Source organism: Phyllobacterium sp. T2-21, from assembly GCF_055378485.1.
In genome coordinates this window covers 427,144-440,552 of the sequence record NZ_AP027915.1, presented here as the reverse complement: position 1 = coordinate 440,552, position 13,409 = coordinate 427,144, and the positions used below count along the sequence as shown (strand labels likewise).

Genomic DNA, 13,409 nt, shown 5'->3' with positions numbered 1-13,409 from the left:
ATTCCTCCGGTTCAGGCTGCCTGACTGGCGCGGCGATAGCTCATTTCCACTTCATCGCGCAGATCTTCCCAGATCGTGCGGCAATATTCGATGAAACGGGGCTCGTAGCGAATGTCAGCAACCACGCGCGGACGCGGGAGATTGATGGGATAGACGGATTTCACCGTTGCGGGTCCGGCGGTCAGCACATAGACCTTGTCCGCAAGCGCAACCGCCTCCTCAAGGTCGTGCGTCACAAAGATGACCGAGGCCTTGCGTTCCGCCCACAGGCGCAACAGCTCTTCGTGCATCACGGTCCGGGTCTGCACGTCCAGCGCCGAGAACGGCTCGTCCATCAACAGAATTTCAGGCTCATTGATGAAAGTCTGGGCCAGGGACACGCGCTTGCGCATGCCGCCCGAAAGCTGGTGCGGATAGTGCTGCTCGAAGCGGGACAGCCCGACACGGGCGAGCCAGTCTCTGGCGCTGCGGGTGGCTTCCGCATGGGATTTTCCGCGGAAGAGCGGGCCGGCCATGACATTGTCAATGACATTGCGCCACGGGAACAGCGCGTCGGTCTGAAACACGAAGCCGACTCTCGGATCGATACCATTGACCGGGCCGCCCATGAGGCGCACTTCGCCGGCGCTTGGCCGGGCAAGTCCGGTGACGAGATTGAGTGTTGTGGACTTGCCGCAACCTGTCGGTCCGACAACGGCGACGAACTCGCCGGGTTCGACCACCATGTTGAAATCGCGCAAGGCAGTCAGCGACTTGCCGGTCGGTGAAACGAAGCGGCGGCTGACATTGATCAATTCAATGGCAGGGGTCTGGGATGCATTGTCTTTCATGGCAAATACCTGGGGCGTGCTGAATAACGGGCGTGCACGCAATGCCCGATACCAAGGGATCGCTTCCAGCCGCTGGCGGCCGGAAGCGATAGGCTCGGAAAGGTTATTTGGCAGCTTTCACGAATTCAGACGTGAAGGTCTTGGAAAGATCGATCTGCTTGCCTTTGACGTTCTTGGAAAAGCTCGACAGAACGTTCAGTACGGTCTGCGGACCGTCCGCCGGCATCACGCCGTCTGCGGTGAACATGCCCTTGCCGTCGGCAAGCGCCTTTACATAACCTTCCTTGTCGCCGACGTAGAAATCCTTCGGCATCTTGTCGGCAATGTCATCCGCACTGTGGGTGTTGATGTACTTCAAGGTCTTGACGAAGGCATTGGCCAGCTTCTGCGTCGTTTCCTTGTGTGCATCGACCCACGATGTTTCCATATAGAGCGATGCGGCGGGATAGGTTCCGCCGAGAGCGGCCCGCGTGCTTTCAATCGTGCGCATGTCGATCAGGACGCTTGCTTCCTTGGTCTTGAGCATGCGCGAGATGGTCGGCTCGGTTGTCATGCCGGCCTGGATCTTGTCCTGCTGCATGGCGGCAATGAATGTCGCTCCGGCACCGACAGGCACGGATGTAAACTCTCCGGGCTGCAAGCCGCTCTTGAAAGCCAGATACTGCGTGAGGAAATTGGTGGAGGAGCCAAGCCCGGTGACGCCGAGGCTCATGCCCTTGAAGTCAGCCGCAGACTTGATCTCGGGGTGTTTCGTCGAAACCAGTTCGACTTCGCCCGGTGCCTGGCTGAACTGAACGATCGATTCAACAAGCTTGCCCTTGGCCTGCAGGTCAATGCAGTGATCATAGAAACCGACAACGCCCTGGACGGCGCCTGCCAGCAGCTGGTTTTCGGCATCGACACCGGCCGGTTCGTTGAGCAATTCAACATCCAGGCCTTCGTCCTTGAAATAGCCGAGCGCTTCGGCAAGCTTTGCAGGCAAGTAAATGTGCTTTTCATAGCCGCCCACCATGATGGTGATCTTGTCATCGGCATGAGCGGCGGATCCGGCACCGAATGTGCTGGCGGCCATCAAAACGGCAAAAGAAGCCGTGTGAAAAAAAGAGCGTGAAAGTGCCATTGTTCCGTCCTCGATTTGTTTCCCGCACCCTCAATTCTTTGTCACACCGTGGGTGTGTTCTTATGGATGCAGGGGTACTATAGATGACGCAACCTTTCAGTTAGCTTTCAGCGGCGAAAAGCCGTTTTTCTGTTCTGCGATGCCCCTGTGGAACGGTGGAATTCTAGGCCGACAATGCCAGAATAGTGGTTGGTTGCGGCAGCGGCACTTCCGCTGCAATACCGTCTTCAAGCCTGCTGATCCGGCCACTGATCATGATCTGGTCCAGCGGGGCGGGCCTGCCCAGATAAAAGCCTTGCGCCGCATCGCACCCCTCCGCATCCAGAAGCGACAGCTGGCTCTGCGTTTCGATGCCCTCGGCCAGAACCGGGATGCTGAGGCTCTTGCCCAGCGCGAGAACCGCGCGAATAATGGCCTTTGCCTGCGGGCTCGTCTCGACTTCGCTCATGAACGAACGGTCCAGCTTGATCGTATCGAAGGGAAACGACCGCAGGGTTTCAAGCGACGAATATCCCGTGCCGAAATCATCGAGGGCGATGGTGACACCCAGCTGTTTGATCTGGCGCAGGATATGCAGGGTCCGGACCTTATCGGCGATGATCGTCGATTCGGTCAGTTCGAGCTCGAGGCGGCTGGCGGGCAGCTGGGTTTCCAGCAGGATTTCATGGATCAGCTTCGGCAGGTCCGCATGGGAAAGCTGAACGGGCGACAGATTGACCGCAATCTTGTAGGCGGGCGTCCAGGATGTGGCGGCGGCACAGGCCGTACGCAGAACCCATTCGCCCAGTTGCAGGATCAGCCCGGTTTCCTCCGCAAGCGGGATGAATTCTGACGGCGGGATGAAACCGTGCTTCGGATGCTTCCAGCGCAGCAGGACTTCATAGCCGCGAACTTCGCCGGTCGAAACCGCGGTCTGCACCTGATAGTGCAGGTCGAGTTCATTGTTGTCGAGTGCCTCGCGCAGCTCTCCCGCCAATGTCCGGCGGGCCCGGACCGTTTCGTCCATTCCCTGTTCGTAGAAGCAGACTGCCGTGGTCCGGTCGGCCTTGGCACGATACATGGCAAGGTCGGCATTGTTGATCAGCATTTCCTTGGTATCGGCATCATCGGGATAGAGTGCGACGCCGATGCTCGCTCCAGGGTTCACGTCAAAATCGCCAATGCGGATGGGCTTGAACATCGCTGATTCAATGCGGGCGAGAAACCCGTTCAGCGCTTCTCCGCTGTGCGCGTGATGAATGGCGGCAAATTCATCCCCGCCCAGCCGCGCAACGAATTCCCCGTCATGCAACAGATCGCTCATGCGCAACGCCAGTGTGCGCAGAACCTCATCGCCGGAACTATGCCCACGGACATCGTTGATTTCCTTGAAGCGGTCGAGATCGATGCAGATCAGCGCAATCCGGTTCCTGGTATTGCCGGCGGCGCGGATTTCCCGGTCGAGGCGGTCATTGAAGCTGGCGCGGTTGGGAAGGCCCGTCAGACTGTCGTTCATCGCCATCTGGCGCAGCCGCTGATACGAATCCGCCCGTGTACGGTCATCGATGAGGTAACTGACGAGCCCCGTACCCACGACAATCATGCCCACCAGCGCAATTGCCAGGGCCATGGCCTGCAGGGCCGCATGATCGGTGAACGCACCGGCCGTCGACAACGGGGTAATTTTGAACGCCGTCATGCCGGTAAAATGCAGGCTGACAATGGCAAGCGCCAGCACGCCGGACGCGGCGGCCAACCGCCTGTTGAATTTGCCATTGACGGCAAGGTGCAATGAAACCGCTGAAAGGACGACGGACAGAACAATCGAGGCCATCAAATAGGTCATGTCCCAATCGACAATACCCTGGACGCGATAGGCGAACATGCCGGTATAATGCATGGCTGCGATGGATACACCCAACAGCGAACCGCCGACGATGGAAGGCAGCCGGCCCGATCCGCTCGTGGCTATGACGAAGCTTACCAGCGCTCCGCCGATTGCGACCAGAAGTGAAACGATGGTCAGGACGGCATCGAAGGCGACGGGCGCTCCCGGATCATAGGCCAACATGGCGATGAAGTGGGTACACCAGATCGCCGATCCCGCCGCCGTTGCCGTCAGGAAGTGCCATCCGATTTTTTCCGGGCCCGTTGTATTCGCCGCCCGCTGAAACAGGCGGAAGATCGCCCATGAACCCGATACGCAAACGAAAGCCGCAAGGAGAACAAGCCAAATGTTGTGCTTTCCGCCGATACACGCCATCACCAACATCATGATTACGGTTCTCTCTGTCCCTGTTTGCATCCTCCCGTGGTCTTCCACTACGGACAAACACTTGATGTTGAATTAACGGATCAGGTTATTATTGGGTTGATTTCCAGCTCGCCCAATGGGCGGCACCCGCACGTCCCGCCGAAGCCGGTTTTTCTAAATTTGAACTTGAGCTGTTCAATCAAAATAAATCATGTCGCGACATCGCGGGGCGCCGGTTACACTTTATTCATTTCGAGGCAACCAAATGGTTCAAAATGCTATTTGGGGCACACAAGATGAAATCGGTATTGGCTCTTGCAATTGCAGCTTTGGTTTCGCTCGGCGGCATGGCTTCGGCGGAAAAGCAGACATTGAGAATAGCGACCGAGGGCGCCTACCCTCCCTTCAATTTCATCGATGCCTCCGGCAAGCTGACCGGTTTCGACGTCGAAATCGCCCATGCCCTCTGCAAGGAGATGGACGCAAACTGCTCAATCGTCACGGTGCCGTGGGTGGAGATCATCACGCGGCTTGAACAGCACGAATATGATCTCGTGGTTGCCAGCATGTCGCTGACCGATGAACGCGCGAAGCGCATGGAATTTTCCACGCCCTATTACCGTTCTCATTCGGCTTTTGCCGGCGATCCGCAGAAATTCCACGACATTTCCCCCGCTGCCTTGAAGGGCATTAAAATCGGCGCGGGCAAGGATACGATGCAGGCTGAATATCTCAAGAAAGTCTACCCCGAAAGCACGATCATTCTGGCCGCGGATCAGCCCTCCGCTCAGAAACTGCTGACCTCCGGCAGTGTCGAGCTGATGCTGGCGGACTCAATAGAACTGCTTGCCTTTCTGCAGTCACCCGAAAACTCCAGGTTCGACTATGTCGGTGATCCGCTCACCAGCGATCTCCTGCGCAGCACATCGCATGTGACGGCCTCGAAGGGCAATACCGAGCTTATCCAGCAGGTCAACGAGGCGTTGAGCCAGATCCGGCTGAACGGAACCTATGACCGGATCAACAACAACTACTTTCCCTTCAGCATCTATTAGGCCGTTACCCGACATGCGTAATCCTTTTCAGGGAATGCAAATTTCGATGCGGGCTGCAGGTCAGCTCCTGATTGCGCTTGTCCTCGTCTATGCCGTTGCGGCGGCCGGCTATTCATTCTTCCTGCTGCAAAAGATCGAAAGCAACGCCGATTACGCGCAGGAAAACCAGCTGCCGCTCGTCCTGGCCCAGAACCGCAATGCCCTGAAGATCGAACGGCTGGCGTCGCTTGTCCGCTCCGCCTATCTCGCCCGGGATCGCGAACTTGAACGGCAGGTGCAGCTGCAGACCCATGTCCTCGCCCGAAGCTTCACCCTGGATAACAATGCGCAACTGGCCGACAAGGTGCTGGAAGTCGCCGAACAGGTAAAACGCATCATTGCCAAGCGGGAACAGATCAGGCGAAGCGAGGCACTGGCCCAAACGAAAACCGAAGGGATCTCCGCCGCACAGCTGGATAAGCAGGCGCTCGAGGCCTATCAATCGGCCATGCATCTGACGGACAGCCTGACACAGGACCTGACGACGGACGCCGCGGCGCTCGCCTATGCGATGTCGGGCGACATTCAGAAGACCGCCAGGATGATCCAGCTGGCGTGGATCGTCATCCTGATACTCCCGGTGGCAATCGCCATCGGCGCGCTGTTCGTTGTGGCCCGCCACATCATTGCCCCCATCCATACGGCGATCAACTATCTCGGGTCGATTGACCGGCAGGAAGCGGGCGACGTCAAATTCCGCCATCCCCTGTTCCGGGAGCTTTCAACCATTTTCGATGCTATTCAGGCCTATGGCCGGGTGTCGCGCGACCTGTTGGAAACCAACACCATTCTGCACACGTTGTCCGAGGAGGATGGCCTGACCCGGCTCGCCAACAGGCGCAGTTTTGAGCGAAAGCTGGTTGAGGCGTTCAACACATCCGTCGAGCGGGGCGATGATCTGGCCATCGTCATGGTCGATCTCGATCACTTCAAGTCCATCAATGACCGCTACGGCCATCAGGCCGGTGATACGTGTCTCAAAGCCGCCGCCAGCGTCCTCAGCGGCGTCTGCTCGGACCGGACATGCCATATCGCGCGGTACGGCGGAGAAGAATTTGCCCTTGTTCTTCCCGCCTGCAGTCTGGAAGACGGTGTCGCCGTGGCAGAGGCCATCAGAACCGCCATCAGCAGCCTGCGCATCAAGGCCCCGCAGGACGACATCATAAGAATGACCGCCAGCCTTGGCGTCGCGTCGATGCGAAGCGGCGTTTTCGACAGTTCGGAACAGATTCTGGAAAATGCCGACAAAGCGCTGTACCGGGCAAAACACAGCGGCCGGAACAATGTCAAGGCAATCGCCGGACACGACATTGCCGTGCCGATCGTCGCTTGAGCCGGTAACCCGGCAGCCAACGCGCCGTTCTGACGCTGTGTGGATCAATCGGGAAGAATCCGGACAAATTGCGTCACTAGAAAGAAGGCGCGGAAACGTATAGGTTGTCACTGCAACTTAAGGTTTTATTCATCCGAGGACAATGCGATGAGTCGGCCCTCAAAGTGACAAAGGCCAGCACCACTTGCCTGGCAAATGCCGACCTATCACCCGAGCGGCTGACTGCCGTCGACCTCGGTTCCCCATATCCGATTGCATCGAACGATACTGATATAGGCAAGGCGCTTGATCGCCCGATCGAATTCTCTGTCAAATAGGAGAGAACGGCAATGACCTATCTACTTTCGACGTACTGGCCTTGGATGTTGATTGCGCTTCTTCTGGGCATCGCAGTGGGTTTCATGACCTTCCAGCGATCGGTCCAGGCATGGCGCCCGGCTTCCTGGCCGGGCTCGCTTAGACTGCTTTGTCTGCTCTTCGTCGTCGGCCTCGTGGTCGCGGTGCTGAAATGGCTGCCGGGCCTTGCCGGGCAGTATCTGGAAGCGGCTCTGCTGCTTGTCGGCAGCTATGTCATCGGTTATTTCGCCGGCAGCTGGCTGGCAAGTCTGCGCGCCGCCGAACCGGCTGTCCAACAGCAACCCGCCATGGCGCCAGCGGCACCGGTTGCCGCCGCGCCGGCCGCAACGGCTCTGGCCAGCGACGGTCATCCCGGACAGCGCCCGCCGTCAATCGACAGGGTTGCAACCCCCGACAATCTAAAACGGATAGCGGGCGTCGGCCACACCAACGAGATCAAACTCAACGAGCTCGGCATCTGGACATTCAGTCAGATCGCGGCGTGGAACCATCAGAATGCGGAATGGGTCGGAAGCTACCTCGCCTTTCCCGGACGCATTGAACGGGAAGACTGGATCGGTCAGGCGGCACGGCTTGCACAGGGCCTGGAAACGGAATTCTCACGCAGGGTTGATCATGGCGATGTCCCCACATCGCTCTGATCCAAGCACGCCGGAATGCAGGTGGCGGCAGGGATGACTCATTGCTGCCCCAAAATCCTGCGATCATCGAGATGTTGGAATCATGCGATGGAAAAGAGGAAGAGATGAGTGAAAAACGTTTTTCTGTCCCCGTTGCAGTACGATTGGGCATTGCGGGACAGAGGATGATCTACAGCACATGGGAAGCCGTAGAATGTCTCAAAATCCACTGGCCGCGCAATCACGGCCCCAAATACCGGAAGGCACTCCAATCCTGTATGGATGCCCTTGATGGGTGGAAACCAGCCCACAAGGCCCGGCGTGCATTTGTCGATGCGGCACGCGAGGCCGGCATTTTCCTTGAGGTCAAACCGCAGCATTAAACCGTCTCACCCCGGCCGGTACGGCCGTGAGCTGTCCGCGCGGTGGTGACAGAGATCGAGTGAGGTATCAGCTGCAAGTTATTCTTGTAGCTGCATGTTTTCCTTTGAACCGCTAAACTGGATTAAGTGCTTCGGACAAAGCTTGACCAAATCGTGCGATCGGGTCCGCCAGCCGTCCAGCGGGCGGGCGATGCAGCAGCCAGACTTCCACCTTGGGGTGGAAGTCGGCGGTCTCGATGACCGCAACGGCATCACGCCACTGGCTTTCGATCAGCGCCGACGGCGTGATGATGCCAATGCCCATTCCGCGTGCCACCAGTGACAGGCGCAAATCGGAACTGATTGTTTCCACCGCTATATCGAATGGCAGGCGGGCAGCATCAAACGTTTCCCGCATGAAGGTGCGATAACCGCAACCGCTTTCGTTCATGACCCAGGGATGACGGGAGAGATCGAGCAATGTCGCGGGAGACCGGATACCCAGGCTGGGCGCCGCCACAAGAAGCACATTCTGCAAACCGAAACTCTGGCTGACAAGATCGTCCGGCGGCTTGATGCCTTCAGCCAGACAGATGGCAGCAGCGTCGATCTCATTGCGCTGCACCTGTTCGATCAGACGCGGCGACCAGCCCGAACCGACCTTCAATGACAGCCGCGGAAACTCCGCGCGAAGCCGGTCAATCGGCAGGCTGAGCGCCGCATTGGACAGATAGGGCATGACGCCGAGGCGAAACTCCCCCGACAACTCACCTTCGGGTGAAACCTCGGCTTTCATGTTCTCGATGGAATGCAGGACCCGCCGGCCGTGTTCATAGGCGGATCGCCCGGCCGTTGTGGGCTTAAGCGGCTTGGAGTGCCGGTCAAGCAGTGTCTTGCCGACGGCACTTTCCAGGTTCTGCACCCGCCGTGTGACGGCAGGCTGCGTCAGGTTCAGCCGTGTCGAGGCGGCAACGATGGACCCCGTTTCAACCACCGCAACAAAGGCCTGAATATCTGGGATGTTCATACGAATCTCGCATAATCATTATACTTTGTATTCAATTGTATCATAACAGGAACAGTCCATAAAGTCTGGTCGAACACCATCGACACCCATTCATGGAGCTGGAATGTCCCACTCGATCCAAGCTGCGCACTGCGCGCCAGACAGCGCAGAATCGTCCCTACCGGCCTCTCTCACCATCCTCTTTGGCTCCGCTGTCGGCGTCATCGTCACCAACCTGTTTGCGTCGCAAACACTGGTCGGCATCATCGGGTCCGAATTGCATCTGACGCCGTCGATGAATGGTTTCATTTCAACGGCAACGCTCATCGGCTATTCAGCCGGGCTCTTCCTGCTCGTCCCTCTCGCCGACATGCTGGAAAATCGCCGGTTGGTTCTGCGGATGCTCGCCATCGCCGTTGCGGCCGCCGTCTGCACCGCACTAGCGCCCGGCGCGGTCTCCCTCATTATCGCGCTGCTTGTGCTCGGCGCCGCCTGTTCGGCGATCCAGATACTGGTTCCGGTCGCCGCGGCCATGGTATCCCCGGAACACAGGGGGAAGGCGATCGGCGACGTCATGAGCGGGTTGATGATCGGCATCCTGCTGTCGAGACCGATAGCAAGCGCCCTCGCCGATGTGCTTGGCTGGCGCACCTTCTACTGGTCGAGCGCCTTGGCCATGTTCATCCTGGAGAGCGTGCTCGCCTATCGCCTTCCCACGCGCAAACCGCAATCGCAACAGACCTATCCGCAGTTGATCGGATCGCTCTGGAGCCTCTTTCGCGAGGAGCCCGTCTTGCGCCGCCGCGCACTGTCCGCCAGCCTTGCGATGGCGGTATTCAGTCTGTTCTGGACGGCAATCGCGCTGCGGCTGGCAATGCCTCCCTTTGCTCTTGGGCAAGCCGGCATCGCGCTCTTTGCTCTCGTCGGTGCCGGAGGCGCCGTGGTTACCCCGATCTTTGGCCGGATGGGCGACCGCGGCTGGACGATGACGGCGACGCTCGCCTGCCACATCCTCATCGTTCTGGCATTCGGTCTGGCTGCCATAGCTGGCTGTTCCGATGCGGCGTCTCCCTTCACCTTGCTCACGCTGCTCGGCCTCAGCGCCGTCCTATTGGATGTGGGTGTGACCGGCGACCAGACGCTTGGGCGGCGGGAAATCAACCTGTTGCGGCCGGAGGCAGGCAGCCGGTTGAACGGTCTTTTCGTCGGCCAGTTTTTCATCGGCGGCGCGATGGGATCGGCACTTGCCGGCATTGCGTGGATTTCGGGCGGCTGGGGTCTCATCTGCGCGATCGGTGCGGTCCTCGGCATCTGTGCCTTGATCTTGGACATCAGCCACGTCCGAACCGGAAGACCATAGGCCAAAATACCAGCCCCTACCGTGTCTATTGCGCATTCGACATAGAACTATTCCACATTTGCGATGCCATCTCGTGCGGAAGAGCGCTATGAAAACGCCATAAGGGAGCGCACGGGATGGCACAGGCCAACGGCAATACACAACGATCGAGAGCGCGGGATGTCGGCATTGCTCCCGGCCACTATCCGCCCGGTCCGCTCAACGCGATCACCGATGTGGCTGGCGTGCGTGTGGGGCACGTGACGATTGTCGAAGGCGAAACCATCCGCACCGGCGCCACCGCGGTCCTGCCGCATGGCGGCAACCTGTTCCAGGACAAGGTACCGGCCGCGATTGCCGTGCTCAACGGTTACGGAAAGTTCGCCGGGTCGACCCAGATCGAAGAGCTGGGCGAGATGGAAACGCCGATCCTTCTGACAAACACATTGGCAACCGGCAGGGCCATCGAAGCCATCAACCGCTGGACCCTGTCGCAGCCGGACAATGGCCAGTTGGTCTCCATCAACGCCGTGGTCGGCGAAACCAATGATTCCCGTCTCAATGATATCCGCAGCGGGCGCCCCAGCATCGAGGAGATGGGCGAGGCGCTTGCAGCGGCCACCGACGGCCCTGTCGCGGAAGGCAGCGTCGGCGCAGGCACGGGAACGGTGGCCTTCGGGCTGAAAGGCGGCATCGGCACCAGTTCCAGACGCGTCAGCACAGGCGGAAAGGATTATACCGTCGGCATTCTCGTCCAGTCCAATTACGGCGGGCATCTGCGCATCGACGGCACACCCTATGCCAGCTCGGCAAGCGAAGACCGGGACGGCTCCATCGTCATCATCGTGGCCACCGACGCGCCCCTGTCGGACCGCAATCTGAAGCGTCTGGCCACACGCGCTTTTGGCGGCCTCGCCCGAACCGGTGCGGCGCTGAGCAATGGTTCGGGCGACTACGCCCTGGCCTTTTCTACCGCAACGGAGGTTCGCCGCACGAAAATGCAGCGCAAGAAAGTGACGGCAATCCCGGATCTGCCGAATGAGCTTGTGTCGCCGCTGTTCGAGGCAGCCATTGAAGCAACGGAAGAAAGCATCCTCAATTCCCTGTGCATGGCGCAAACCACCGAAGGCTTCAACGCCGGCACATCGAGCCCCAACCGGGTCGAGGCCATCTCGCTCGCGACATTGAAGCGCCTCGCCCGCCGGTGATTTCCCGGCCGGCGCACCCTTTTCATACCAAGGAGTTCCCATGAAACACACGGCCGACAGCCGCATCGCCTACGTCAACGGCGCGTTCGTTCCCGCTGCGGAAGCACGCATTTCCATCTTTGATCGCGGCTTTCTTTTCGGCGACGGGATTTATGAAGTCACTGCCGTTCTTGGCGGCAAACTGGTCGACAGCAAGCCGCACACCACGCGGCTGCAACGGTCGACGAATGAGATCGGCATCCGGATGGCAGTCTCCCCCGAGGAGATCGAGCAGATTCAAAAGACTCTGATCGAGCGGAATGCGCTCGTCGAGGGACTGATCTATCTGCAGATGACGCGCGGTGCCGAGGAACGGGACTTCCTGTTTTCCGATGACCTCGAACCGACCCTTATCATGTTCACCCAGGTCAAGAAGCTGATCGATTTGCCGGCCGTGAATACGGGGCTCGCCATCAAATCCGTCGACGACATGCGCTGGGCGCGCCGGGACATCAAGAGCACCTGCCTGTTGCCGCAGGTCCTGGCCAAGCGTATCGCCAGGGAAGCGGGCTGCCAGGAAGCTTGGATGATCGAAGATGGCCTGGTCACCGAAGGGGCATCCTCGACGGCCTATATCGTGACACCGGAAGGCTCGATCGTCACCCGCGCCAACAGCAGCAAGACGCTGCCCGGATGCACGCGTCTCGCTCTTCTGCAGCTGGCACAGGAAACCGGCATGCGTATCGAGGAGCGCCCGTTCAGCCTCGCCGAGGCTCTTGCCGCCACCGAGGCGGGCATGAGCAGCGCATCCAACTTTGTCCTGCCGGTCACGACGATCGACGGACTGCCCGTTGGCAACGGTACACCCGGCCCCGTCATGCGGCGGTTGCGTGAATTGTATATCGAGCACGCGCACAAGACGGCGGTCTGACCCTCGGCACCGCGGATCTGCCTTTCCTATGCGGCAAGGCAGATCGGACGGCATCAGTGCGATGACGTCATTTCGGCGATGGCTTGCCAGACGCGGCGAACCACGGGCCGCCGGTTTTGCCGGGACCGGTAAAGCCGGATGTCGACGCTGATATCCCAGCTTGGATCGGCAGCGCGGACCAGCGCGCCCTGCGCGAGATCGGCTCGCGTCAGGCTCTCCGGTGCCCAGGCGACACCCCAGCCGGCAAGCGCCATGCCCGTCAGTCCGACAGCCATGCTGCCCTCATGCACAAGCGTGTAGTCCGGCTGCCGCCTGGCAAAGAGGTCGGCCATCAGCTGGCCGAAGAACGAAGCCTTTTCATAGCTGATATAGGCGACCGGTTTTCCCTCGCGGCCGAGCGCGTGCAACGGCTCTCCATCGACGCCGGGTGCCGACACCGGAATGATATTTTCCGAACCGAGCAGCTGATACTCGAATTCCAGGGGATCGAGCAGCAATGGCACCGACGCGTGGGCATAGGTCAAAAGGAAATCACATTCGCCATCCACCAGGGAATTGGCGTTCTGCTCCATGATGCCGGAGTCCGGGCGCAACCGGGATAGGACCGGTCCGGTTTTCGTGTTCAGCGCCTTCAGCCATTCCGGGAAAAGGGTGAATGACAGGGTGTGCAGCGCCGTGAAGGTGATCGTGTGCGCATCGATCCCCTCGTCCACCTTGAATTTGCGCCGGGCCTGATGAAGCGTCTTCAACGCCTCCTGCGCGACGGGCACAAACTTGTCTCCCGCATCGGTCAGGCGGGACGGATAGGTCGCCCGGTCTATGAGGGTTGTTCCGAGCCAGGCTTCCAACTGCTTGATGCGCCGGCTGAAAGCGGACTGCGTGACATGTCTCTCATCGGCAGCTTTCGAAAAATTCAGCGTATTCGCCAGCGCCAGAAAGTCTTCGAGCCACTTGATTTCCAATGGACGGTTCCTGCTTCACAACAAAAAGGCACCCG

At 59.3% G+C, this 13,409-nt stretch carries 12 protein-coding genes; 7 read left to right on the top strand and 5 right to left on the bottom strand.

Annotation, left to right across the window (positions count from 1 at the left end):
- Positions 1 to 11 precede the first annotated feature (11 nt).
- The 3 genes from ACZ5FP_RS24140 to ACZ5FP_RS24130 form a co-directional block, all read right to left on the bottom strand.
- Positions 12 to 830 (bottom strand): ABC transporter ATP-binding protein, encoded by an 819-nt coding sequence (locus ACZ5FP_RS24140; protein WP_223614899.1) that lies wholly within the window; start codon positions 828 to 830, stop codon positions 12 to 14.
- Between the two features lie 103 nt (positions 831 to 933).
- Positions 934 to 1,950 (bottom strand): ABC transporter substrate-binding protein, encoded by a 1,017-nt coding sequence (locus tag ACZ5FP_RS24135; RefSeq protein ID WP_223614898.1) that lies wholly within the window; start codon positions 1,948 to 1,950, stop codon positions 934 to 936.
- A gap of 163 nt (positions 1,951 to 2,113) precedes the next feature.
- Positions 2,114 to 4,204, bottom strand: coding sequence for a putative bifunctional diguanylate cyclase/phosphodiesterase (locus tag ACZ5FP_RS24130; protein WP_464664577.1), 2,091 nt, complete (start codon positions 4,202 to 4,204; stop codon positions 2,114 to 2,116).
- A gap of 275 nt (positions 4,205 to 4,479) precedes the next feature.
- Between ACZ5FP_RS24130 and ACZ5FP_RS24125 the strand changes: the two genes are divergently transcribed.
- From ACZ5FP_RS24125 to ACZ5FP_RS24110, 4 genes are all read left to right on the top strand, one after another.
- Entirely contained in the window at positions 4,480 to 5,238 is a 759-nt protein-coding gene (locus tag ACZ5FP_RS24125; RefSeq protein ID WP_223614896.1) for a transporter substrate-binding domain-containing protein, read from the top strand.
- 46 nt (positions 5,239 to 5,284) lie between these two features.
- On the top strand, positions 5,285 to 6,610 hold the full coding sequence (locus ACZ5FP_RS24120) for a GGDEF domain-containing protein (protein WP_464664576.1): 1,326 nt from the start codon (positions 5,285 to 5,287) through the stop codon (positions 6,608 to 6,610).
- Positions 6,611 to 6,939: 329 nt separating this feature from the next.
- A complete protein-coding gene (locus ACZ5FP_RS24115) occupies positions 6,940 to 7,608 on the top strand; it encodes a hypothetical protein (protein WP_464664575.1) in 669 nt (222 codons plus the stop codon).
- Between the two features lie 41 nt (positions 7,609 to 7,649).
- Positions 7,650 to 7,970 (top strand): DUF982 domain-containing protein, encoded by a 321-nt coding sequence (locus ACZ5FP_RS24110; RefSeq protein ID WP_464664574.1) that lies wholly within the window; start codon positions 7,650 to 7,652, stop codon positions 7,968 to 7,970.
- Positions 7,971 to 8,082: 112 nt separating this feature from the next.
- Here ACZ5FP_RS24110 and ACZ5FP_RS24105 read toward each other — a convergent pair whose 3' ends face one another.
- Positions 8,083 to 8,976: a LysR family transcriptional regulator gene (locus ACZ5FP_RS24105; protein WP_464664573.1), complete on the bottom strand. Its 894-nt coding sequence runs from the start codon at positions 8,974 to 8,976 to the stop codon at positions 8,083 to 8,085.
- A gap of 103 nt (positions 8,977 to 9,079) precedes the next feature.
- Between ACZ5FP_RS24105 and ACZ5FP_RS24100 the strand changes: the two genes are divergently transcribed.
- The 3 genes from ACZ5FP_RS24100 (at position 9,080) to ACZ5FP_RS24090 (ending at position 12,412) form a co-directional block, all read left to right on the top strand.
- On the top strand, positions 9,080 to 10,315 hold the full coding sequence (locus ACZ5FP_RS24100; protein ID WP_464664572.1) for an MFS transporter: 1,236 nt from the start codon (positions 9,080 to 9,082) through the stop codon (positions 10,313 to 10,315).
- Between the two features lie 116 nt (positions 10,316 to 10,431).
- The gene (locus ACZ5FP_RS24095; protein ID WP_464664571.1) at positions 10,432 to 11,502 is read left to right on the top strand and encodes a DmpA family aminopeptidase; all 1,071 of its coding nucleotides are present in this window, start codon (positions 10,432 to 10,434) and stop codon (positions 11,500 to 11,502) included.
- A 40-nt stretch (positions 11,503 to 11,542) separates the two neighbouring features.
- Positions 11,543 to 12,412: a D-amino-acid transaminase gene (locus ACZ5FP_RS24090; RefSeq protein WP_464664570.1), complete on the top strand. Its 870-nt coding sequence runs from the start codon at positions 11,543 to 11,545 to the stop codon at positions 12,410 to 12,412.
- 53 nt (positions 12,413 to 12,465) lie between these two features.
- Here the strand turns inward: ACZ5FP_RS24090 and ACZ5FP_RS24085 are convergent, their stop codons facing one another.
- Positions 12,466 to 13,374, bottom strand: coding sequence for a LysR family transcriptional regulator (locus tag ACZ5FP_RS24085; protein WP_464664569.1), 909 nt, complete (start codon positions 13,372 to 13,374; stop codon positions 12,466 to 12,468).
- Positions 13,375 to 13,409 lie beyond the last annotated feature (35 nt).